Consider the following 23,206-nt stretch of genomic DNA (forward strand, 5'->3'; position numbering starts at 1 on the left):
CTCTCATTTACTATCTCAAGCTGACAACCTGCATACTTGCATTTATATTCCAGTTGTCTTTTGAGTTCAAACCATCCTGCATCGTATGTTGATTTAGCTAGGTTGGTTTTCTTACTTGTGAATGAGCGTGATTTAACATCACCAACCACAATCAAAGCATTGTCTTTAACAAGCTTGGTGGTGAATTTGTGAATTGCATCTAACCTTGAATTTTTGATTTTGGCGTGTATTGCTTTGACACGCTGTTTGTTTTTCGCTCGTTGAGCTATTGCAAGCCTTTCAGCCCACTTTTGCGTTTGTTTGGTTGTCAGCTTGTCACCGTTTGATGTGGTAGCAGATTCCTTTAAGCCTAAGTCAATACCAACGCTGCCCATCCCACTTACTTGTCTAGGAAAATCTTTGACGGTAATACAGGCATACCAACGATTACGGCTGTCTTGCACTATCTCAAGCGTGTTGATTTGATACAGGCTTAGGTTGTAGCTATCAAAGACATCTATGATGAGCTTTTGACCCTTAGAGAGCGATAGCTGTATGGTTGATTTAAGTGCTTTCTTTCCCGTTTGTCTGGTGTGCAGATGTTTGATTGCTGACTTTTTAAAAGGAATCCAACCTAAACTTTTTCGCTTGGCATCGGGTCGGTTGGTTCGCCAATTTAGTTTGGCTTTTTTAAACTGCTTACGAGATTTGGTATGAGTTTCGTTTATGGCTTGCAGAGTTTGTGAGTGTAAGCCTAATAGTTCGCCACTGCCTTTGGTGTATTCGTTTAGGTCGTAGGCACTAAAGAATTTACCTGTTCGCTTTAGATGCTCAAAACTTAACGCATTAACATAGTTCCACGCATAGTTAACACTCCCAGCTATTTTGTTTAGCTGGTTTACGTGTTTGTCTTTGATGCGTAGCTTGAGGGTTTTCATACCTTTAGTATGGCGAGGTTAATTTCAACTTACAACCCTTTAAGTACTACTCACGACAGTATATGTCGCCTTATATCCACCCCCTGAAGTGGGTGGTTTTACGGCAACGTTGGATAAAAAAAGACCGCAGCAAAAGCTACGGCCTAATGTATAAAGATTTTGTTTATAGCGACATCACTTTTCTAAATACTGAATCTTACCTTCGACGCCATCCCACTTTTCGGCTTCTGGCAAGGGACCTTTCATCTCGGTAATGTTTGGCCACTTTTTTGCCAATTCGGCGTTGAGCTCAAAGAAAATCAGTTGGTCGTTGGGCACTTCATCGTCAGCGAATATCGCTTCGGCAGGACATTCGGGCACACATAATGCGCAGTCGATACACTCGTCAGGGTCAATGGCTAAGAAGTTTGGCCCTTCATAAAAGCAGTCTACTGGACAGACTTCTACGCAGTCGGTGTATTTACAAAGAATGCAGTTATCGGTCACGACGAAGGTCATAGCGAACTACCTGCTATCAAAGCGCCTATGGGTTAAATCGCCTACTTCTCTAAATACTGAATCTTACCTTCGACGCCATCCCACTTTTCGGCTTCTGGCATGGCTGGCTTCATCTCAGTGATATTTGGCCACTTTTGAGCAAGCTCGGCATTGAGCTCAATAAATATCTCTTGTCCTTTTGGCACTTCGTCTTCTGAGAAGATGGCATTGGCCGGACATTCAGGCTCACAAAGGGCGCAGTCGATACACTCGTCTGGGTCAATGACTAAGAAGTTCGGTCCTTCATAGAAGCAGTCCACTGGGCAGACTTCTACACAGTCGGTGTATTTACAAAGAATGCAGTTATCTGCAACGATAAAGGTCATAGAGGGCTACCTGTTATTGGTTTGACGAAATGCTAAATAGCAAAAATAACGCATATTTTAGCGCTTTTATAGTGTTTTCACAAACCCCTTTAACGACTAATGAGTTGTTTGAGACGATAGAGCATATCATGTGCTTGCTTGGGCGTTAGACTATCAGGATCGATACTGTCTAATTCACTCTGTAGCGTAAACCACTGATTTTGCTGCTGATTATCTATTGTATGAGTAGGCTGTCTATGGGGGCTATTGGCACTACTGTCTGCAAGGGTTTCATAAGGCTGCTGACGTTCTTCGATAATGGCATGAGTTAAGTCAGTTTTGTCATCAGTATGCGCGCCTTTGCTATGATCAGCAGCGCTAGTAGTAGCGGTGAGCGTATCGAGCAGATAGCGTTGTGCATCAGCGAGCACTGCCTTAGGAATACCGGCCATTTTTGCCACATGTAAACCAAAGCTAGAGCTAGCCGCGCCGTCTTTAATTTTATGCAGCAGTAATAATTGACCATCGACTTCGCTGGCCGCGACATGGACGTTACGAATACCTTTGTTCTGCGCTGCCAACTGGGTCAGCTCAAAGTAATGGGTGGCAAATAACGTCAAGCAGCCAATCTCGAGCAGTTTGTTAACACAAGCATGGGCGATTGCAAGGCCATCGGTGGTTGCGGTACCGCGTCCGACTTCATCCATGAGCACTAATGATTTATCGGTCGCTTGGTTTAGGATATTCGCCGTTTCTATCATCTCGACCATAAAGGTGGATTTGCCACCAGCGAGGTCGTCTGCCGAGCCGATACGGGTAAAGATACGATCGATATCACCAATATGGGCACTTTGCGCCGGGACAAAACTGCCACAGTGTGCGAGCAGTACAATCAGCGCAGTTTGGCGCATATAAGTGGATTTGCCGCCCATATTAGGACCAGTGATGAGCAGTAAACGCTCAGGATGCTCGCTTGCACCTAGCTGGCAGTCGTTAGCGACGAAATGATTAGGAGCAGAGTGAGCGTTGGACTTGGCATGATTCATCCTTTGTAGTACTGACTCGACGACGACGTGGCGTCCTGCGCGGATATCGATACGGGTTTGGCTATGGGCTTGAGAGTCGCTATCTTTACTCATCACCGGACGCTGCCAGTCATAAGTTATGGCCAGATCGGCCCAGTTAGCGAGCACATCGAGCTGTGCAATAGCGGCGCTCAGTTGCTGTAGCTCCGCTAAATGTTCGCTCAGCTCGCCAAGTAGCTGCTGATACAGCTGCTTTTCACGGGCTAGCGCTAAAGTCTGCGCGCTTAAGTACTCAGTCTCTAGCTCCTTTAGCGCTTCGGTGATAAAGCGCTCAGCGTTCTTCAGTGTTTGCCGGCGGATAAAATGAGCAGGCGCCAGCTTTGCTTGCATCTTTGGCAGCTCAAAATAAAAGCCGCTGACCTTGTTGAAGCCGACTTTTAGACTCGGCAAATTATGCTGTTGCCGCGCTTCATCTGCCATGTTATCGAGGGTGGCTTGAATATTATCATGCAAGTGCGTTAGCCGATCGAATTCTTCATCGAAGCCCGCAGCTAGCATCCCGCCATCGCGGATATGCGCTGGCGGCTCTGTAATGATAGCGCGCTCAATGCGCTGCGCAACTTGCTGCACGGCAGGTAAGTGGTCAGGCAACTGCTGCATGAGCATCGGTAATAGACCGCTTTGCTCAGCCTTGATACCAGAGGCAGTTAATAAGCGCGCGAGCTGTAGACTACTGGCGATACCGTCAGCGAGTTTGCGCAAGTCACGCGGTTTGGCGCTCATCAGACCAATACGGCTACTGATGCGCTCGATATCGCCGATGGTATTTAGAGTATCGCGTATCTCACTGATGAGCGACTGACTGGCTGCATGGTTGGCTGTATGGTTGGCCGCTAATAACTGCTCTATAGCGGCTAAGCGCAAATTGATACGCGTATGCTGACGTAGCGGCCGCTTCATCTGTTGCACCAGTAGGCGCTTACCCATCGGCGTTTGACACTGATTGAGCACTGATATCAAGGACGTGCCATTACTACTGACTGGGGTGAACAGCTCAAGGTTTTGCTGACTACCTCCATCAATGATCAGATAATCGTCGCTGTGCTCAATGATGAGCTGATTGACCTGCGGAATTTGCCGCTGCTGGGTTTGTCGCGCGTAGTGAATGAGCGCCGCACAGCTGGTTTGCGCAAGCGGCGAGCCGCTAATACCTAAGCCATCAAGGCGCTGCACTTGAAACTGCTCGCAAAGGGTGGCGCCGGCATGGTCCGGATGAAAATCGTTGGCCGCGACTTCGATAATAGAGCAGTCCAGTTCACTGCGTAGCCAAGCGAGCCACTGCTCATCGACGCCTTCACTAATGATACATTCACTGGGCGCAAACCGCGCTAGTACGGTAAGCATTTGCGTTTGTAGCTGGGCGCTAGCCGTATCATGATCGGCTAAGCGCTCTACCGTTAGCGTTTGTGTGGTCAGTGTACCGGCGGCTAAGTCGAGCTGACTGATCGCAGCTTGCAAAGGTTGTTTACTGCTTTTAGTCTTTGATGGTTCTACAAAGTCCGCCTGAATATCGATGGCAACGACGGTTGGCGTAGAGCCAGCGCTAATCAGCGCATCATCGGTGATAGTACCGGCGGTTAAGGTCTTGACTACTTCACGGCGCATGATGCCGCTAGCAGGCGTGGTTGCGGCATTCTTTTTTTGTTTATCGGCGAGCACGGGCGTATTATGATTGGCGGACTCATCGATTTGCTCGCAGACGACCACTGTCTCTCCCGCTGCAATCAGCCGCGCCATATAGCTATCGGCGGCATGAAACGGCACGCCGGCCATAGCGATGTTATTACCGGCTTTATCGTTGCCCCTGCGAGTTAAAGTAATATCTAATATCTGCGCGGCGCGTTTGGCATCATCAAAGAACAGCTCATAAAAATCGCCCATACGGTATAGTAACAAAGCGTTTGGATAGTTGGCTTTCATGGTCAGATATTGCACCATCATCGGCGTATGGTGCGCTAAGTCAAAGACGGTATCACTAATGGTTAATAGGGTATCTGAATTAGAGTTTGAATTAGATAAGGAGCTGACGGGCTTAACAGGCATGCATAATCTCTTATAAAGCTTTTATAGCGAAAGTTGAGGGGATAAAACCTCGGCGCTAGAGCGAAAAATAGTGTCTATTTTAACACGAGAGCGGGCGCTTCATGGCAGCGAATATCTAGTCGATGTCCCTTGTATTCATCAGCACCATAACCATATATAATGGCGACAGACTAAGCTGAGTAATGAAAAGTTGAGTAATGAAAAGTTGGGTAATAATAAAACGTTGGGCTACATCTGGGCTTACGCGCTTTAATTATTGAATATTTCCATAGGTTAATAAATTATGTTATCAAAGATTGTAGGCAGTGTGGTTGGCACCAAAAATGACCGTGAGCTCAAGCGTATGCGCAAAGTGGTCGCTAAAATTAACGCCCAAGAGGCTGGCGTGCAAGCCCTGTCTGATGAGCAACTGCAGCAAAAAACGGCGGAGTTTAAGGCTAGACATAAAAACGGCGAGAGCCTAGATGCGCTATTGCCAGAAGCGTTTGCTGTCTGCCGTGAAGCCTCACTGCGTGTCACCGGCATGCGTCATTATGACGTGCAGCTAATCGGTGGTATTACCTTGCACGAAGGTAAAATCGCTGAGATGAAGACCGGTGAAGGTAAAACTTTGATGGCAACCCTCGCCATGTACCTAAACGCCATCAGTGATAAAGGCGTGCACTTAGTCACCGTCAACGACTATCTAGCCGCGCGTGATGCCGACTTAAACCGGCCGTTATTTAGCTTTTTGGGTCTAAAGGTAGGCGTGATCTACTCGCAGCAGCCCGCGCAAGATAAGGTCGATGCTTATCAAGCGGACATCACCTATGGTACCAACAACGAATACGGCTTTGATTATCTCCGCGATAACATGGTCTTTAGCCTTGCAGAGAAAAAACAGCGTCCGCTAAACTTTTGTATTATTGATGAGATTGACTCCATCTTGATCGATGAGGCGCGTACGCCGCTGATTATCTCAGGGCAAGCGGAAGATTCATCACGCATGTATGCGCTGATCAATACGATTATCCCGCTGCTTAAACGCTCAAAAGATGAAGAAGCCAATAAAGAGAACGAAGACGAAGACTTCTGGATCGATGAAAAGAATCGCCAGATTGAGATTAGCGAAAAAGGCTACGAGAAGATTGAGCGCTTCTTAGTCAAAGTTGGCGAGCTTGGGGAAAACGAGAGTCTTTATAGCCCAAGCCGTCTACCGCTGCTGGCACACGTACAAGCTGCCATTCGTGCTCATCATGTCTTTGTCAAAAACGTCCACTATATCGTTAATGATGGTGAAGTCATCATCGTCGATGAAAACACCGGCCGGACGATGCCGGGCCGCCGCTGGTCAGAGGGCCTGCACCAAGCCGTCGAGGCCAAAGAAGGCGTCGAGATTCAGGCGGAGAACCAGACGCTTGCGACCACCACTTTCCAGAACTTTTTCCGTCTGTATGACAAGCTATCTGGTATGACTGGTACTGCCGACACTGAAGCGGCAGAATTTAAATCCACTTATGATCTAGACGTTATTGTCATCCCAACGCACAAGCCAATTGCCCGTATCGATATGGATGATCAGATCTATCTGACCAAATTAGGCAAGTATCAAGGCATCATCCGCGAGATTAAAGAGATTCAGGCCAAAGGTGCGCCAGTGCTCGTCGGTACTGCAACGATTGAAGCGAGCGAGGAGTTATCGTATTTGCTCGATCAAGAAGGCGTCAAGCATAATGTCCTAAACGCCAAGCAGCACGAGCGCGAAGCCGATATCATTGCGCAGGCAGGTAGCCCAAAGTCCGTCACTATCGCGACCAATATGGCAGGCCGTGGTACCGATATTATCCTAGGTGGTAACTGGGAGTCGTTTATCGCAGATCCAGAAGCAGTAAGTCCGGACGAGATGCAGCGGCTCAAAGCCCAATGGCAAGAAAAGCATGATCAGGTCGTCGCCGCAGGGGGTCTACATATTATCGGCTCAGAGCGTCACGAATCACGCCGTATCGATAACCAGCTGCGTGGCCGTGCCGGTCGTCAAGGTGATCCTGGTATGTCACGTTTCTTCTTGTCTTTAGAAGATGATCTGATGCGTATCTTCGCCGGCGACCGCGTGGTCAACATGATGAAGGCAATGGGCCTCAAAGAAGATGAAGCTATCGAGCATAAGATGGTTTCTAAGTCTATCGAAAACGCGCAGGGTAAAGTTGAGAGCCGCGATTTTGACGCTCGCAAAAACCTACTTAAGTACGATGATGTCGCCAATGAGCAGCGTAAAGTTATCTACAGTCAGCGCGATGATTTGCTTGCAGATATGGACTTGTTAGAAGCTATCGAGGCGATGCATTACGATGTCTATAACGCGATGATTGACCAATTTATACCGCCAGGCTCTATCGATGATCAATGGAATATCGATGGGCTAGAAGATGAGCTAGAGGACGAGTTCAAGCTCTACATGCCAATCAATGATTGGCTAGATGAAGATCGTCGTCTCGATGAAGAAGGTCTACGTGCCAAAATTATCCAGACGGCGTTAGAGCATTATCGAGGTCGCCGTGAGCAAATGGGCGAAAAAGAAGCCGCGCAGCTCGAGCGTCACTTTATGCTGCAAAGCCTAGATAAGCACTGGAAAGAGCATTTGACGCAGATGGATCAGCTGCGTAAAGGGATTCATCTACGCGGTTATGCGCAAAAAAACCCCGAGCAAGAGTATAAGCGCGAATCCTTTGAGCTGTTCCAAATGATGCTTGGCGCGATTAAGTCTGAAACGGTACAAGACTTATCTCGCGTACACATTCCTACTAAAGAAGAGATCGAAGCGTTAGAAGCGCAGCAACGTGCGGATGCTGAGCGTATGCAAATGCAGTTTGAACACAAAGACGCAAGCGGCCTTGCCGGTAATGAGCAACAAGCGGCTGCTCATAACCCTAATCAAAGCCAAGGTCAACGCCAAAGCCAAGGTCAAACGCAAACCGCACGCGCCAATCTAGCCGGCGCTGCAGCGGCGGGCGCTGCTAATGGCGCAGAGGGTAACCCTTACGCCAATATGAATATCAGCCGTAACGCGCCTTGTCCTTGTGGCTCTGGCCTTAAGTACAAGCAGTGTCATGGCAAGATCTAAGCAAAGCTGCGCTTAAAATCATTTATAGCTGTTATAAACCCTTATCTATCTTGGATGAGGGTTTTTTTATAGCGGTGAGTTCACTTACTAATCAGTTGCTAAATCGACTTTAAAACCCAGTAAACTATTTGCTAATATAAAGCAAAGAGCTAGTGACAGTTATGCTTGGTTTGGTTTGGTTTGTATTTGAAGCGCAATGCTGCTCGTTTACAAATCCGATATAGGCGCACAGACAGTGACAAGCTATAGTATTGAACATCAAAGGTATTGAACGTCAAGTTATAATAACTGATTAGCCTTACAAGTTAATATGGTCAGTTTTTAGCACATATATTTAGGAGATAGGCATGAGCCTAGGATTATCAAAATCGTTACGAGCGTCTGCAATGATGACCGGAGTATTCGCTTGCGTCATTAGCCTCAGCGCTTGCCAACAAGAGCCTGAAACTGAACCCAGCTTAGAAGAAGACATTGCCGTTGAGCAAGCCGTGCCGATGTCAGCAGAACCTGCTGAGCCTAATGATACCGTCGTTGCACCTGATGCTACGCTCAATGAAGTACAAGACGATACGGTCGCTGAAGTAAACACTGGAATCACCCAAATCACTTACTTGTGTGCGCCTGAGCTAAAAGTCGACGTCACTTATAAAGACGAGAGTAACGAAGCGGTGCTAAGCACAGATAAAGGGACGGTTACGGTCAGTAAAACCAATCAAGGCACGAACCCAGAAGTCTACGAAGGCACCACGGCAATTGATGGTAGCGCAGGCTTCACCCAGTGGCGAGTGGCGCATCAAGCGCGCGAGACTGGCATAATTCGTACCGCTAGTGAAGGCGAGTCTGATATCAATACTTATCAATGTGATGAAATCGACTAGTATTGTCAGACTTAGCGAAGTATTAGACTTAGCTAAACTGTAAAACTAAAAAAAGCAACGCTGCTTTATATCAGCGTTGCTTTTTTTATTCGATACGGTTTTGACCAAAAATGCAGACTTATTTTTTAAGCGCCTGTTGATTTTCGTGCTCTAATAGCCCTTCTTCTTTAACATCAAGCTCTTCATGCTTCAGTTCGACTTGAATCGTATCGGTATGGGTGTGCTTAGTTTTGCTAATATCGATTTCTTGGATAGCATAAGTATCTTTGGTAATAGTCGCTACTTGTCTGGATAGCACAATCTCCACCGGCGCATCACCAATCTCGACTTGCTTGCCATTAATAGTGACCACCGCTTTACTATCTAAAGTTGGCTCAACACGGCGTAAGATATCTTTGTCATCAAAATTACCTGATAGCATATCTTGGCTTTCACTATCTTCATAGGCGGTAGCTACGGTGATGTATTCTTCGACCAATTCGATAGGCACATCTATTGTTCTGGTGCGCGCATGCTTAGTGACAGTGACCTTGCCGACATCTAAACGCTCTTTATTGACTACAGGACGCTCTTCTAATAGCTCAAGATAGCCGCTGCCTTTATTGACGTTTGCTCCTGCTAAATGGTTGACGCCAGTTGCAGTGTTACTACCTTGACTTGTCACATCATCGGGAGCTGGAAGTTTATGCTCGCTGGCATGATCTTCTATTTTCTTATCCGTAGTATTATCAAGATGAGTGTTATCAAGATTAGTATTATTAATGTCGGTTGCTGGATTTAATGGTTTATTAGATTCATTATTCATAGTCGTCTTCCTTGTTATTCTCAGTTGTGTGCTATAGCTCATATAATAGCTGTTAGTAGTAAGCTCACTCTGAACATAAAAAAAGACCAGAGACTAGCTCTGGCCTTAATCTACTGAGATGACTCAGCTGCTTTTAACTATCATAAAGTATTTTATGAGTAGTGTAGCTTATTACATACCACGAGCGCGGCGGACATCTTCGGCAGTGATATCGTCACGGCCATATAAGTTACCTTCACGGTCAACGACATTACCTTCGTCATTAACATCAAGCTCTTCGCGCTGAATGGTTTCAACGATAGTTTCAGTATGACGCTCAGTCGTTTTACCAACGCTAACTTCTTCAGTGACGTAAGTCTCTTTACCAACGCGAGCACGTTCTGCTTCTAGCTCTACTTCGACAGTCTCGCTTGCATCGGCATCACCGATTTTACGGTCAGTAACACGGTCTACGTTAGTACGCTGAATATTAGCATGCTCTTCTTCTAACTCAACATTGACGTTACGCTCTTCAGTTACGACATGCTTACCCACTTTGACTAAACCTGCAACGATACGATCTTTATTTACCGTTAGACGTTCTTCTAGTAGCTCTAGAGTGTTTGGCGCCTCGTAATGGGTGTCGTCAATTTCTACACGCTCTTCAGTAGGCACAGTATCCGCTACAAAAGCCTGACGATCTTTTTCGTACTGCTCTTTATAGCTGTACTGATAATCGTGATCATAAACTTCCATCGCTTCTACCTGTGATTTAGTCAAACTATCAAAGAAAACATCATCACCAACAATACGAGCGAGACCCGCAGGTACCAATACTTCTTTTGAGCTGAACCAGCCGCCTGCGTCAACGATTAAGTAGCGAATACGACCAGTGGTATCTTCAACTAGAGCGCCATCGATTTTACCGATTTTTTCTTCGTTGACACCATAAGCAGTTTTACCAGTTGGGTCATAATAATCATCACCAATTAGGTCACGGTGAGTCGCTTGGATATCTTGTAAACGGATAAGTTGGCTCATTATTATCTTCCTTTTATATGAGTTAATTTTTATTGAAAATGAAAATTTGAATGATAAATACTAATACTTAGAATATAGCAGTCAAAATCTTAACAGCTGATCTGATGGCCGCTAATTCTGTAAAATCTGTAAAATTTCAGTTCAGTAAGTGAATTAGTTATTGTCAATTACCTCACCTCAACTGGTTATTAGAATAACAAGAGCACGGGGCAGGGGGTATATAAGCGAAGTAGCAAAATGTGCGATAGACGTAAAAGCGTGTAAAAGGCTGTAAGCGCTATAACATGGCAAAGGTATAAGTTAACGCTTGTTTACAGTAAAGACTTTTTTGTGCTATTTTTGGGATTTTGACTAAAATAAAAAACCGCATAGCCTGAGCTGATGCGGTCATAATGAATAAATGGTTAGACTAAAAACTGAGCATTTCGCTCTATGGTAGTTCGATAGCCACTGCTACTGCTTCGCCGCCACCGATACATAGGGTCGCGATGCCTTTTTTGCCGCCAGTACGTTGTAGCGAGTTGATTAAGGTGATCAAGATACGTGCTCCAGAGCAGCCAACAGGATGACCCAGCGCACAAGCACCACCTTCAACGTTGACTTTGCTATGCTCGATATTGAGCTCGTCCATAGCCGCCATAGTTACCATAGCAAAGGCTTCATTAATCTCCCAAAGATCGACATCAGCGACGGACCAACCTGCCTTATCTAAGACCTTTTCGATCGCTCCTATAGGCGCGATAGTGAACTCGCTAGAATGACGAGAGTTTGAGGCAGTAGCGATAATACGCGCTTGAAAATCTAAGCCTTCGTTTTTCGCCTGCGACTCTTTCATTACCACTACTGCCGCGCCGCCATCTGAGATGGAGCTGGCATTGGCGGCGGTGATAGTGCCTTCTTTGGCAAACGCAGGACGTAGCTTAGGAATGCGCTCGGCATTAGCAAGCCCTGGCTCTTCGTCGGTATCGACAGTTTGCTCGCCTTTACGAGTCTCGAAAGTGACTGGCGTAATTTCGTTCTCGAAATGACCGTCTTTGATCGCAGTTAACGCGCGATTTAGCGATTCGATAGCAAACTCGTCCATTTGTTCGCGGCTATAGCCTTTTTTATCTGCCATCTCTTGCGCAAACTGACCCATAAGCTTGCCGGTTTCGGCATCTTCTAGACCATCCAAGAACATATGATCTTTGACTTCTTTATGGCCCATACGGTAGCCTGCGCGCGCGCCTGACATGATATAAGGCGCATTAGTCATCGACTCCATGCCGCCAGCCACAGCGACATCAAAGCTACCGGCTTTGATACCGTTATAAGCCTCCATCACCGCTTTAAGGCCAGAGCCGCAAAGCTTATTGATAGTAACTGCGCCAGTACTATCTGGCAAACCGGCTTTGCGCATGGCTTGACGAGCAGGAGCTTGACCCAAACCTGCGGTCAAAATACAGCCCATAATCACTTCATCCACACTATCTGCGCTGACACCCGCGCGCTCAACAGCGGCTTTGATAGCAGCGGCGCCTAAGTCAGGTGTGCTGACGTCTTTTAGAGCGCCTTGAAAGCCGCCCATCGGCGTCCGTGCGCCATTGACGATTACGATTGCATCATTTGACATAGTTTTTCCCTTTTTTGATATTCGTTATTAATAGCTAGCAATAGCCGTGCTTTTATTATAAGGGCTAAAGGCTTGCTTTAAAATGCTAAACCACGTACTAGGCATTCTGCAAAAAAAAGCTAGCCACTAATCGATTAAGCCGCGGTTAAGCCAACTCGTCCAAGCGAATACGCACCACTTTATCCGTGATAGCCTCTAAGTTTTCTATCTTTTCAATCGCTAGGTTCATCTGACTCTCGACCACTGGCAAGGTTAAGATAATGACTGGCACTTGGCCGGCTTTATGCGCAGGCTTTTGCAAAATAGCATCGATATTGATACCAGCATCGCTGAGTATACGCGTAATATCTGCCAGCACCCCTGGATTATCAAAAGCATGCACACGTAGATAATACCCGCTAGTCATCTGCTCTGCTCGTAAAATGGGCGTATCAGATAGCTGCTCCGGCTGAAACGATAAGTGCGGCACATGTTTGGCAGCCACGTCACTACCAAGCACGCGTACCAAATCCATGACATCGGCCATTACCGCAGAAGCGGTCGCGCCTGCACCAGCGCCATCACCATAATATAGCGTCTGACCGAGTGGATGTGAGTTGACCAATACTGCGTTTTTGACGCCATTGACGTTCGCTAATAAAACATCTTGCGGAATCAGCGTCGGATGGACACGCAGCTCAATACCTGCCTTATCATTATCACCGTCTCCATCACGGCGTACCGCAAAACCGACGTGCTTGATACGGTAGCCCAGCTCTTCGGCATAGCTGACATCCTGTAAGGTGATATCGGTAATACCTTCGCAATAGACTTTATCAAACTGTAGCGGAATACCAAAAGCAATAGAGGCGAGCAGGGCAAGCTTGTGCGCCGCATCAATCCCTTCAATATCAAAAGTCGGATCAGCTTCTGCGTAGCCAAGCTCTTGTGCTTCGCTGAGCACATCAGCGAAAGGACGACCCTTATCGCGCATCTCGGTCATGATGAAGTTGCCCGTACCATTGATGATACCTGCTAACCAGTCGATTTTATTAGCTGCTAAAGCCTCTCGCATCACTTTAATAATCGGAATACCACCAGCGACCGCCGCTTCATAAGCGACATGAACGTTATTGGCTTCTGCTGCCGCGAAGATCTCATTACCGTGCTCAGCAAGTAGCGCTTTGTTGGCAGTGACCACATGCTTACCGTTATTGATGGCTTGCAGAATGACGTCTTTGGCAAGCGTCGTACCGCCGATCAGCTCAATGACAATATCAACATTATTACTGGCAGCAACTGCCATCAGGTCACTATTTTGGGTAATAGCAGGGTCGATATCATCACGCTGACGACGGGTGCCGACTTCAGTGATGGTAATATCGCGCCCACTACGGCGTTTGAGTTCGTCTAAATTGTCATTTATCAAATGGACGACGCCAGTACCGACAGTACCGAGTCCAAGTATCGCTAGTTTTATGGATTTACTCACAGTATCCTCGATGAAATAGATGGATAAAAATTCAAACTAAAAAGAAAAGCTTAATCGACCCTAGGTTGCATAGCCGTATCATACCGATAAGCAAAGGTGGCGTCTACCTAACGCCCCGTATCAATGTCACTTGACATTTACTATTGCAATTTGCTTTTTTTCATCAAGCGCCCTTATTTATGCAGGCGCTATGATTGAGCGTTACTATAATGGTAGGGCAATGGCATGGGCTTAGTTATTAAGCGCAGCTTCAGCCAATTGCGCCGCTGGCAAGTAGCCGCCGATCTGTTGCCCCGACTCAGTAAAGATGGCAGGCGTACCACGCACGCCTAAGCTTGCGCCTAACTGCATGTGCTTAGCCACAGGACTCTGGCAAGCAGGTGCTGAGATATTCACATCTTCATTTTTTGCTTGATCCATTGCCTGTACGCGATCGTCGCTGCACCAAATGGCTTCCATAAGCGGAATACTGGCTTCACTGCGTGGCCATGCCAGATAGCGAACTTCGATACCGCGGGCATTGATGTCATCCATCTCAGAATGCAGCTTAGTGCAATAAGGGCAATCAGCATCGGTGAATACGTAGACGACCGCTTTGGTTGCTCCAGTAGCCGGATAGATAATCAGCTCATCTTTGTCAACCGCTTCTAATGCTTGTTGGGCATTAGAAGCCATAAGTGCGGCGCTGATATCGACAGGCGCGCCGTCACCTATGCTGATGATTTGTCCTTGAATGATATGCTTGCCAGCTTTGTCAGTGAAGAAAGAGGGTAGACCCTCAGCGCTGACCCAGTAGATATCATCCATAGCGGTAGGCACAGCTGAAGTCACAGTCTCTTCAATGCCAGAGGCGTCTAAGTTGGCTTGCAAAGCGCTCACTACTGCCGCATCGTTATCAGGCGCGCTCGTCGCTGCAGCTGCTTGGGTGTTAGTAGTAATCTCAGGGTTAGTCGCGTCAGCGGCATTGTTTGAACATCCCGCCGCTACCACTACCAGTAAGGAGCTCATCATCGCTCGCGTTAGTTTGCTGCGTACAGAGTTATAAGCAAGTTTATAGCGAGCCGCGCGAGCTTTTGGAAAAGGGAGTACAGACATATAACGTTTCCTATAAGCGCTAGCGCTTATCTATGGTTTGGTAGTAGAGGCAGATAAAGCACGAATAAAGCTTAAATAAAATCTGAGTAAAATCTAAATAAAACATTGTATCTTAACATATTTTATTAAATAGGCGCGAAGCTAGATACGCTTATCTTAGCATCACCTAAAAAACAGAGGGCATCAATAATAGACAGTATTAATATAAGTATTCATGTCATCAGTGTCGAATTTTATACAGCCTTTATAAGGAAATCAAAAATAAAATACATTCTTACTATGTTATGTCGTCGTTATGTCATCTATAGTTTTGATAAACTACAACCAGTAGCTAATTTCATAACGCTCAAAATTAAATATAAATATTTAGATATTAGAGATGTTTAGATATAAACAATAATTAAGGAATACTCATGGCAAGCGGCAGCTTATTATTATTGCTTGATGATATTAGTCTACTTATGGATGACGTTTCTGTCATGACCAAAGTAGCAGCCAGAAAAACGGCAGGTTTGGTAGGGGACGACTTGGCACTAAATGCAGAACAAGTCACTGGTGTCAGACCCAGTCGTGAGCTGCCTGTCATTTGGGCAGTTGCCAAAGGTTCTTTCGTCAATAAACTCATTTTAGTACCAGCAGCGCTGATTATTAGTTATTTTGTGCCATGGCTGATTACGCCCTTATTAATGATTGGTGGTCTGTTTTTAAGTTATGAAGGTGCTGAAAAGATCATTCATAAGTTTTGGCCCACTTTACTCGATAGTGATGAAGAGCACGAGGCACGGCGAACGGTTAACGCGGAAAATGAAGATAGAGTAGCGTTTGAAAAGAGTAAGATTAAAGGCGCTATTCGCACTGACTTTATTTTATCCGCTGAAATACTCGTGATCTCTTTAGGGGCGGTAACAGATGTGGGCGGCGATATACTACAAAAAGGTATTGTACTATCTATTATTGCTATTGTAGTCACTGTTGGTATTTATGGTTTAGTAGCCGGTATTGTAAAAATAGACGACGCTGGACTGCATTTAATTGAGGGTTCTGAGGCGGGTGAGGGCAAACGTAAACTCGGTGAGTTTATGTTATCTGCTGCACCAAAGCTGATGAAGTTTTTATCGATAGCCGGTACGATAGCTATGTTCTTGGTCGGCGGCGGTATCATTACCCATGGTATTGGTTATTTAGATAGTTTGGTAAAAACAATAGTTGCGCAAATTGGGGTATTAGATGGCTTGGTAACCATGCTATTGCAAGGTGTGGTTGGTTTAATCGTTGGGATTATTGTCTTGGGGGTTTTGACTGTTATTGGCAAATTACGCGGTGATAATGATGCAAAGTCAGCTGCACATTGATTTATCATCAAAAGCATTCAGCAAATAAGGAGTCTTGACAAGCAAAAGCCCCGATAGTGAACTATCGGGGCTTTCTTACTGTTATTGCTGTTATTGCTTGCACGAGCAGCTGATATTAGCTATCTGCTGGTTTATCGACATTATCAGCTTCCGCCTTTTCTGCTTGCGTGGGCTTTTTGTGCTCAGTCTTTGGCTTACGCGTGCGTGCTTTGGGCACTTTTGGCGTGGTCAGATTAAACATACCGGTTTGTGGCAATAACTGCTCAGCCACATTTTCGATCATGTTTTTATAACTGGCGATAGTCGTTTTTGACTTCTCCGCTCCCGCACTGTCTGCCGCTGCCGTCTCACTATCAGCAGTAGCAACTTCAGCAGCTGTACTCTGCTTTTGAGCGTTCTCACTAGCAAGCGCCTGCTCCTCTTGCAGTAGCTGCTCGCTCTCGGCGCTGATGTTTTCAGCTTGCGCCTCTCTTGATAGCGCTGCCGCTTCTACGTCATCAGCGTCCACTTCACTTGTATCGCCTGTAACTTCAGGCACAGTCAAAGTTGCTTGCTTAGTCGCTCCTTGATAGTCAGGATGCTGACCACGAGGATCGTTACTTGCGCGCTGAGTGATAGGGCGCGGTGCTACTGAGGTTTTGCCTTGCTCTACTGCCACTTGGCTAGTAGCGCTAGTCATAGCGGCAAAACGCTGCAAATAATCGGCGCTTAGCGAATCATAGCCATAGTTGCTAAAGCTAAAGGTGCTGATATCGACAGTAGCAGAGCTCATGTTTTGCTCAGCAGTACTGTCTTTGGCACCCTCCGCTTGCTGTGAGTGCTCAGCTATCGCAGCAATGAAGCAAGCAATGACGCCTTCATCGGCTAAGCGCTTCTCAGCCGAAGCGAGAGTCGCGCGAATAAAAGCGCCAACCGAGCCGCGAATGCTAGGCGTAGAGCCGATGGTAGCAGCCGCTGAGTCGTCCGCTGGCGGCTGCGCATTTGCTAGGTGCTGACGACGCACGACGCGTGGATCATTGCTGGCTTGCCCGTATTTATTGGCCGTGACATAACGCGCTGCAAATAAACTATCATGGTCAAACGCAAAAGCGCCGCTTGCATCAGTAGTCGCTTCTTTATGCTCGCTCGTAACAGCATTGTCGGCGTTATCAGCGTGTTGAGTACTATCCGCCGGCTTCACGTTTTCCGCTTTTTCGCTAGCAGTGTTTTTATCAGCTGCTAAGTTTGGCGTTTGTTCGCGATTATCTGCATTCTCTTTAGCCGTCGTCTGACTTGCTTTTTGAGTGTCAGACTTAGGGCTGGCCGTTTGCTTATCTGCTTGCTTATCCACTTTCGACGAGCGAGCAGCAGGCGCTTTGCTATCATCTAACGATAGATGCACGACTTCTGGCGTCTTGAGCTGCACGGGCGCTTCATTGACCTGTAAGGTGACTTCGTTGGGGTCTTGCTTACTGCGAGCATTAGCTTGAGCGCTATTGTCATGATGACGCGACTGGCCGCTTTGCTTAGCACTATTTTGCTTGGCGTCCTGTACTTTAGCTTGCTCAGCAGTGCTAGATTTTGCTGTAGCGTCTAGCGTCTCGCTGCGCGCAAGCGTACCACGCGAGCTGCGTTTGCTATGCGGTTTGCGCTTAGCAAGGGTCTGCTCATCAGAGTCGGTACTGCGCTGATTGCTTTGACGCTCATTACTGCTATGGCGATCATTGCCTGTGTTACGCTCACTATGACGCTTATCAGCGCTGTTTTTATTGTCGGCTCTGTTATCTTGGCGACTGCCGTTAGTAGCGTTATTAGCAGTACTGTCATTATTGTCTTGACTGCGGTTGCTACTTGCGCCATCGCGTTGCTCTTTTCTTTGCTGCGCCTTTGACGACTGTGAAGACTTAGGCTTACGAGTCTTACGGCGACGTCTATCATCGCCTCTGCGGTCTTTATCGTCGCTTTTGTGTTGACGCGTTTGCTGACGATCAGAACCTGAATTCTCATTGCTTTGCTCTTGAGTTTGCACGCTTGCCGCTTCGTTTTGGCTTAAAGCGCTGCTATCAGTTTGACCCAGTGAGCCTAAGCTCTGTGCGCCAGTGTTGACTAAGGCTTCTATGGCTTCTGCGGCATCGCGACTACTGACATTAGCGACTTTAGCTTGCGGTGCCTGCGCAAATAGGTTGGATAACCAAGCGACAGCTTGCGGCTGCGCGGCTGTGCTATTCGCTGCGGCTTGGCTAGCAGCGCTTGAGACGTTCCGGCTGCTTTGATTACGATGCTCGTTACTGTGATCGCTGTGGTTGTTATTGCTATGGGTCGCCGTACGATCAGATGGCTGTTGCGCGCTTTGAGTCCGGCTTTCATTATTATTTCGGCGGCTACTTTGCGAGGTATGCGCCTGACGCGAGTTTGCACTATCGCTTTGAGCCTTATTTTGGCTGCTCTGGCTGTTATGCCCGTTTTGGCTGCTTTTACTGGGGCTATTGGGCTTTGAGTTTTGACGAGGCTGACGCGTTGGCTGCTGTTCTGGGCGCTCATTTTCGGCCGTTTGCCAATCGACATCGTAGCCCAAATCGCTATGCTCTTGCTGCTGAGTATCAGTGATACGCTCGTAGCTTGATGGCGCAAAGCCATCGCGATTGAAGTGCAATTTGAAGTTCGGCGATTCTAAATGCGCGTGCGGCAAAATAGTAATACGCGTACCGCTGTCTTGCTCAAGATAGACTAAGCTGTCGCGCTTTTCATTTAATAAAAAGGCGGCGATATCAGTTGGCACTTCGGCTTGCACTTCACCTTGACGCTCTTTTAGCGCAATCTGCTCGATTTGACGCATAATCGATAGCGATAATGAGCGCAAATCACGAATCATGCCGTTACCATGACAGCGCGGACAGATATAGCCGGTTGATTCTTCAAGTGACGGGCGTAGACGCTGACGACTCATCTCCATCAAGCCAAACTTAGAAATATCACCGAATTGCACGCGCGCACGGTCGTATTTGGTGGCATCAATCAGCCGTTTTTCGACTTCCTTTTGGTGCTTGTTATCATTCATATCAATAAAATCGATGACAATCAGTCCGCCCATATCACGCAGGCGTAGCTGACGGGCAATCTCGTCCGCAGCTTCTAGGTTGGTATGATAAGCGGTCTCAGCAACGTCCGAGCCTTTAGTCGATTTGGCTGAGTTGATATCGATAGAGACCAGCGCTTCGGTCTGATCAATGACGATAGAGCCGCCTGAGGGCAGGCGCACTTCACGCTGATAAGCGGTTTCGATCTGCTTTTCGATATTGAAGCGCGAGAACATTGGCTCATAATCGGTATATTTGCGCAGTTTTTCGGCTTGTTTTGGCATCACCGCATCGATAAAACCGGCCGCTTCAACGTAGGCGTTTTCGTTATCGATCCAAATCTCGGAGATATCATCACGTAGATAGTCGCGTACCGCGCGGGTTACGACGCCAGCTTCTTGATGCACCAGGCGCGGTGAAGGGTACTTTTTATTTTGCTCTTGAATCGCTTGCCAAATATTGAGCAGATGATTGAGGTCGTGCTGCAAGTCTTCTTGCGTTTTACCGATACCGGCGGTACGGATGATGACGCTCATGCCTTTTGGTAGGTCAAGATTGCCGAGCATACGCTTCATATCTTCGCGCAGCTTACCTGATATCTGACGAGAGATACCGCCACCACGTGGGTTATTAGGCATTAGTACTAAGTAACGCCCAGCCAATGACACGTAAGTCGAAAGCGCTGCGCCTTTATTACCGCGCTCTTCTTTTTCGACTTGTACGATGAGCTCATCGCCTTCTTTGATGAGTTTTTTGATATTTTCATCACGCGGATTGCCGCTTAAGTATTCGGTGGAGATCTCACGAATAGGCAAGAACCCTTGGCGCTGTGAGCCGTATTCGACAAACACCGCTTCTAATGACGGCTCGACACGAGTGACGTGGCCTTTATAAATATTGGATTTTTTTTGTTCGCGGGTACGATTTTCTAAATCGAAATCGTATAGATGATTGCCTTTACACAGGGCAACACGAATTTCTTCGTTTTGGGTAGCGTTGATCAAAATGCGCTTCATATTTATATCCTATGAGGACGCGCAAGCATGACAAGCTAGGTGTTAGGCTGATGGGCAAGTAGAGCTGATGGTGATCTCAACCCTTATAAAAATGTTTATAAAATAATATAGCGTTTAGCCTAGCGTATTTACTTTGCAACTCTTGTACAGCCAGTCGTTAGGATAAACCAGCCGTTTATATACGCTTTTCAAGGACTAAAAGGCTTTATCAAGCTCCTGATAAAATCTAGAGGGTGTAAAGCTATAGATTCTACTTTTTAGCGGCAGTCACAAAACTGTGATTTAAATAGGCTTCTAAAATCGATTGTTCTAACCTTGGTTGTCCTGACATAGTTGCCATTATAAGCAAACCAGCAAAACGATAAGTTTTTCGTTTTGAGCAATCAGTGTCCTTGATACAGTGCTTGTAAGCGTTCAGTTGACAACAGTGGTTGTAAGTCACGCGTTGTCAGTTTAGAGCTGCAAAAAAGCTATCTATCTATTATTTTATAAGTAAAGCATTCATTATAATGAGCGTTTTTTCGATAAGGTATAGCGGAACTTCAGGTTAGCGGGGCGTACTTGGCAAACAAAATAAATATTCAAGTGTTAGTCACCCTATTTTGCAGCGTAGTTCAGCACCTTTTTCGGTACATTTTAGGCATGTATACTAATTTGTATTATTAATACTCATGCTTATACGGTGTTGCAAATAGGGACTAGTATAGCTACTAAGCTGTAGGTAGGATGTCGTCGCTACCGGTTCAATCTGTTTGACCGCCAATAGTTTTTCAACTAATTGAGTAAGTCAGCTATTCATTATCCGTTCAAACTACTCTTACTTGCTCAATAGCGCGACCTTGACTGATGTATAAGCAGAGGGTTGTAAGTCCTCATCTAAACATAAGTTATTATTTAAGCTGTCATTATGCGCGTATTAAGTAAATGGTATTTGGTTTATTAGCAAATATCTTGCTTTAAAATCGGATGAGACGCGTAGCATTACCGCCACTCGTGCTCAACATGCTAAACTATAACAAATCTTTGTGTAAATACCTAACTAAAAATGACGAATTCGACAATGACCGATGATAAACCTAGCCATGACGCTCCTGTAATATTCAATAGTAAAACCCGTCCGCAAAGCGCTGACGACGAAATTGGTAATTTTGCTAAGGTGAATTACTTAGAAGTCACCCGCCATCAGCACGATCAGCGTTTAGATAACTTTTTGCTGAACCGCCTAAAAGGTCTACCAAAAGCGCATATCTATAAGATGATTCGCTCAGATGAGGTGCGCGTTAATAATAAACGCTGCAAAGCTCATGATAGAGTGCAGCGTGAAGACGTGGTGCGTATTGCGCCGGTACAATTAGCGACTCGCGAAAAACCTATCATCAGTACAGAATTTGCCGAGAGCCTGCTGGCACGTGTGGTCTATGAAGATGACGGATTGATAGTGCTCAACAAGCCCTCAGGTATTGCGGTACACGGCGGTAGCGGTCTTGATTTTGGCGTCATCGAAGCCATGCGCGAGGTCACTGGCAAAAAGTATCTAGAGCTGATTCACCGTATCGATAAAGATACGTCAGGGCTGCTCATGATCTCCAAAAAACGCTCAACGCTTAAGGCTTTGCAGCAGCACTTGGTTGATAAAACCATTCAAAAGCACTATCTGTGTATTGCCAAAGGTCAGCCAGTGATGGGCGAGCAGCGTATTGATGCGCCACTGCTGCGCTATACGGTAGCTAATGGTGAGCGCCGCGTCAAAGTTGACGCGCAGGACGAGCAAGCCAAAGACAGCCAGACCGATATTATCGTTCATAGCCGTTTTACCATTAATGAGCAGCCGGTCAGCTTAATAGAAGCCAAGCCGCTCACTGGTCGTACTCATCAGATACGTGTGCATTTAGCGCATATTGGCCACGCCATCTTAGGCGATGATAAATACAACGTCCATGACAAGTCAGGCGTCCATCGTCTCTGCTTGCATGCTTGGCGTTTAGATATACCAGGTTATGAGATGATTACTGCGCCGCTACCAGATGAGATGGCGGACTGGCTCCCTAAGCAAACTCAGCTACCAAAATAACTGAGCTATCCGGCTATAATTTTGAGAAGCAAATGAAGAGACAAGGTAGATTAAAGGCCAATTTATGACCGAAGCCACTATTGAGCGCAGTATCCCCACCACCGATTTATCCCCTGAGCATCATTTAGCCCATAAAGCGCTTATTATCTTTGATTGGGATGGGACGTTGATGGATTCAATCGGGCTAATCGTTGAAACCATGCACATTGCCGGTGAAGCGCATGGGTTTTTCACCGATGATAAAGCCATCAAAAATATCATTGGTTTAAGTTTACTGAGCGGCATTGAGATACTCTATCCGCAGGCAAGCGCCGAGCAGCAGTTGGCTATCCAGCAAAGCTACGCCGATTACTATATTGCTAATAGCCCGCGCACACCTTTTTTTGCGCCGATAGAAGCTATGTTAAAAAATCTAAAAGCTCAAGGGAAACAGCTGGCGGTAGCGACAGGCAAAAACCGTCGCGGTCTTGACCGCGTGATATCAGCCTCTGCTAGCGAGCATTATTTTATAATGACCCGCTGCGCTGATGAAGCAGGCTCCAAACCTGATCCGCAGATGCTCCATGATATTTTAGGCTTTAGCAAACAGCCGGTCAGCCGTGCGGTTTATATTGGCGATAGTATCTATGATATCCAAATGGCAAATCATCTAGGTATGACGAGCATCGCGGTCGATTATGGCACTGCAACTCATGCAGAGCTTGCCGCGCAGCAGCCCACTTATCAAGTTCAGACGCCTGAGGCGTTAGCGGAGTTATTGTCCAGTTAACTCAAGCACGGCGAACAAACCCTAAAAAAACAGGCTACCTTATTAAAAGATAGCCTGTTTTTTTTGCTCAATAA

The 23,206-nt window shown here is 46.5% G+C and carries 15 protein-coding genes; 5 read left to right on the top strand and 10 right to left on the bottom strand.

What is annotated here, in order from left to right:
• From W234_RS0108340 to mutS, 4 genes are all read right to left on the bottom strand, one after another.
• The coding region (locus W234_RS0108340; protein ID WP_025645631.1) for an RNA-guided endonuclease InsQ/TnpB family protein at positions 1-917 on the bottom strand (917 nt) is incomplete at its 3' end.
• A 174-nt stretch (positions 918-1,091) separates the two neighbouring features.
• The gene (gene fdxA, locus W234_RS0108345; RefSeq protein WP_025646411.1) at positions 1,092-1,415 is read right to left on the bottom strand and encodes a ferredoxin FdxA; all 324 of its coding nucleotides are present in this window, start codon (positions 1,413-1,415) and stop codon (positions 1,092-1,094) included.
• Between the two features lie 41 nt (positions 1,416-1,456).
• Positions 1,457-1,780 carry a ferredoxin FdxA gene (gene fdxA / locus W234_RS0108350; protein WP_025646412.1) on the bottom strand — a complete coding sequence of 108 codons (324 nt, stop codon included), beginning with the start codon at positions 1,778-1,780 and terminating at the stop codon, positions 1,457-1,459.
• An 89-nt stretch (positions 1,781-1,869) separates the two neighbouring features.
• A complete protein-coding gene (gene mutS, locus W234_RS0108355; protein WP_025646413.1) occupies positions 1,870-4,887 on the bottom strand; it encodes a DNA mismatch repair protein MutS in 3,018 nt (1,005 codons plus the stop codon).
• A gap of 283 nt (positions 4,888-5,170) precedes the next feature.
• On the opposite strand from mutS, the gene secA reads away from it, so the two are divergent.
• Both secA and W234_RS0108365 read left to right on the top strand, forming a co-directional pair.
• Positions 5,171-7,987 (top strand): preprotein translocase subunit SecA, encoded by a 2,817-nt coding sequence (gene secA, locus W234_RS0108360; protein ID WP_025646414.1) that lies wholly within the window; start codon positions 5,171-5,173, stop codon positions 7,985-7,987.
• 347 nt (positions 7,988-8,334) lie between these two features.
• A complete protein-coding gene (locus tag W234_RS0108365) occupies positions 8,335-8,865 on the top strand; it encodes a hypothetical protein (protein ID WP_025646415.1) in 531 nt (176 codons plus the stop codon).
• A gap of 118 nt (positions 8,866-8,983) precedes the next feature.
• On the opposite strand, the gene W234_RS13855 is transcribed toward W234_RS0108365, so the two are convergent.
• The 5 genes from W234_RS13855 to W234_RS0108390 all read right to left on the bottom strand — a co-directional run bounded on the left by W234_RS13855 (position 8,984) and on the right by W234_RS0108390 (position 14,868).
• On the bottom strand, positions 8,984-9,670 hold the full coding sequence (locus tag W234_RS13855) for a YsnF/AvaK domain-containing protein (RefSeq protein WP_025646416.1): 687 nt from the start codon (positions 9,668-9,670) through the stop codon (positions 8,984-8,986).
• 171 nt (positions 9,671-9,841) lie between these two features.
• Complete coding sequence (locus W234_RS0108375) at positions 9,842-10,690, bottom strand: DUF2382 domain-containing protein (protein WP_037059438.1); 849 nt, start codon at positions 10,688-10,690, stop codon at positions 9,842-9,844.
• 430 nt (positions 10,691-11,120) lie between these two features.
• Entirely contained in the window at positions 11,121-12,302 is a 1,182-nt protein-coding gene (locus tag W234_RS0108380) for a thiolase family protein (RefSeq protein WP_025646418.1), read from the bottom strand.
• A gap of 145 nt (positions 12,303-12,447) precedes the next feature.
• Positions 12,448-13,773, bottom strand: a complete 1,326-nt coding sequence (locus W234_RS0108385; protein WP_025646419.1) for a homoserine dehydrogenase — start codon at positions 13,771-13,773, stop codon at positions 12,448-12,450.
• 231 nt (positions 13,774-14,004) lie between these two features.
• Positions 14,005-14,868: a DsbC family protein gene (locus W234_RS0108390; RefSeq protein ID WP_025646420.1), complete on the bottom strand. Its 864-nt coding sequence runs from the start codon at positions 14,866-14,868 to the stop codon at positions 14,005-14,007.
• A 413-nt stretch (positions 14,869-15,281) separates the two neighbouring features.
• Here W234_RS0108390 and W234_RS0108395 point away from each other — a divergent pair, with 413 nt between their 5' ends.
• Positions 15,282-16,220 carry a DUF808 domain-containing protein gene (locus W234_RS0108395; RefSeq protein ID WP_025646421.1) on the top strand — a complete coding sequence of 313 codons (939 nt, stop codon included), beginning with the start codon at positions 15,282-15,284 and terminating at the stop codon, positions 16,218-16,220.
• A gap of 115 nt (positions 16,221-16,335) precedes the next feature.
• On the opposite strand, the gene W234_RS0108400 is transcribed toward W234_RS0108395, so the two are convergent.
• Positions 16,336-20,292, bottom strand: coding sequence for an Rne/Rng family ribonuclease (locus tag W234_RS0108400; RefSeq protein ID WP_025646422.1), 3,957 nt, complete (start codon positions 20,290-20,292; stop codon positions 16,336-16,338).
• Positions 20,293-21,352: 1,060 nt separating this feature from the next.
• On the opposite strand from W234_RS0108400, the gene W234_RS0108405 reads away from it, so the two are divergent.
• On the top strand, positions 21,353-22,363 hold the full coding sequence (locus W234_RS0108405) for an RluA family pseudouridine synthase (protein WP_025646423.1): 1,011 nt from the start codon (positions 21,353-21,355) through the stop codon (positions 22,361-22,363).
• A 64-nt stretch (positions 22,364-22,427) separates the two neighbouring features.
• Positions 22,428-23,132 carry an HAD-IA family hydrolase gene (locus W234_RS0108410; protein ID WP_025646424.1) on the top strand — a complete coding sequence of 235 codons (705 nt, stop codon included), beginning with the start codon at positions 22,428-22,430 and terminating at the stop codon, positions 23,130-23,132.
• The last annotated feature ends 74 nt before the right edge of the window (positions 23,133-23,206 follow it).

Origin of the sequence: Psychrobacter sp. TB15 (assembly GCF_000511655.1) — a bacterium.
In the GTDB taxonomy this organism is placed as follows: Bacteria; Pseudomonadota; Gammaproteobacteria; order Pseudomonadales; family Moraxellaceae; genus Psychrobacter; species Psychrobacter submarinus.

Excerpts from the sequence above, each read along its gene's own strand:
- fdxA (WP_025646411.1), bottom strand. The coding sequence starts at position 1,415 with ATGACCTTCGTCGTGACCGATAACTGCATTCTTTGTAAATACACCGAC.
- fdxA (WP_025646412.1), bottom strand. The coding sequence starts at position 1,780 with ATGACCTTTATCGTTGCAGATAACTGCATTCTTTGTAAATACACCGAC.
- mutS (WP_025646413.1), bottom strand. The coding sequence starts at position 4,887 with ATGCCTGTTAAGCCCGTCAGCTCCTTATCTAATTCAAACTCTAATTCA.
- secA (WP_025646414.1), top strand. The coding sequence starts at position 5,171 with ATGTTATCAAAGATTGTAGGCAGTGTGGTTGGCACCAAAAATGACCGT.
- W234_RS0108365 (WP_025646415.1), top strand. The coding sequence starts at position 8,335 with ATGAGCCTAGGATTATCAAAATCGTTACGAGCGTCTGCAATGATGACC.
- W234_RS13855 (WP_025646416.1), bottom strand. The coding sequence starts at position 9,670 with ATGAATAATGAATCTAATAAACCATTAAATCCAGCAACCGACATTAAT.
- W234_RS0108375 (WP_037059438.1), bottom strand. The coding sequence starts at position 10,690 with ATGAGCCAACTTATCCGTTTACAAGATATCCAAGCGACTCACCGTGAC.
- W234_RS0108380 (WP_025646418.1), bottom strand. The coding sequence starts at position 12,302 with ATGTCAAATGATGCAATCGTAATCGTCAATGGCGCACGGACGCCGATG.
- W234_RS0108390 (WP_025646420.1), bottom strand. The coding sequence starts at position 14,868 with ATGTCTGTACTCCCTTTTCCAAAAGCTCGCGCGGCTCGCTATAAACTT.
- W234_RS0108395 (WP_025646421.1), top strand. The coding sequence starts at position 15,282 with ATGGCAAGCGGCAGCTTATTATTATTGCTTGATGATATTAGTCTACTT.
- W234_RS0108400 (WP_025646422.1), bottom strand. The coding sequence starts at position 20,292 with ATGAAGCGCATTTTGATCAACGCTACCCAAAACGAAGAAATTCGTGTT.
- W234_RS0108405 (WP_025646423.1), top strand. The coding sequence starts at position 21,353 with ATGACCGATGATAAACCTAGCCATGACGCTCCTGTAATATTCAATAGT.
- W234_RS0108410 (WP_025646424.1), top strand. The coding sequence starts at position 22,428 with ATGACCGAAGCCACTATTGAGCGCAGTATCCCCACCACCGATTTATCC.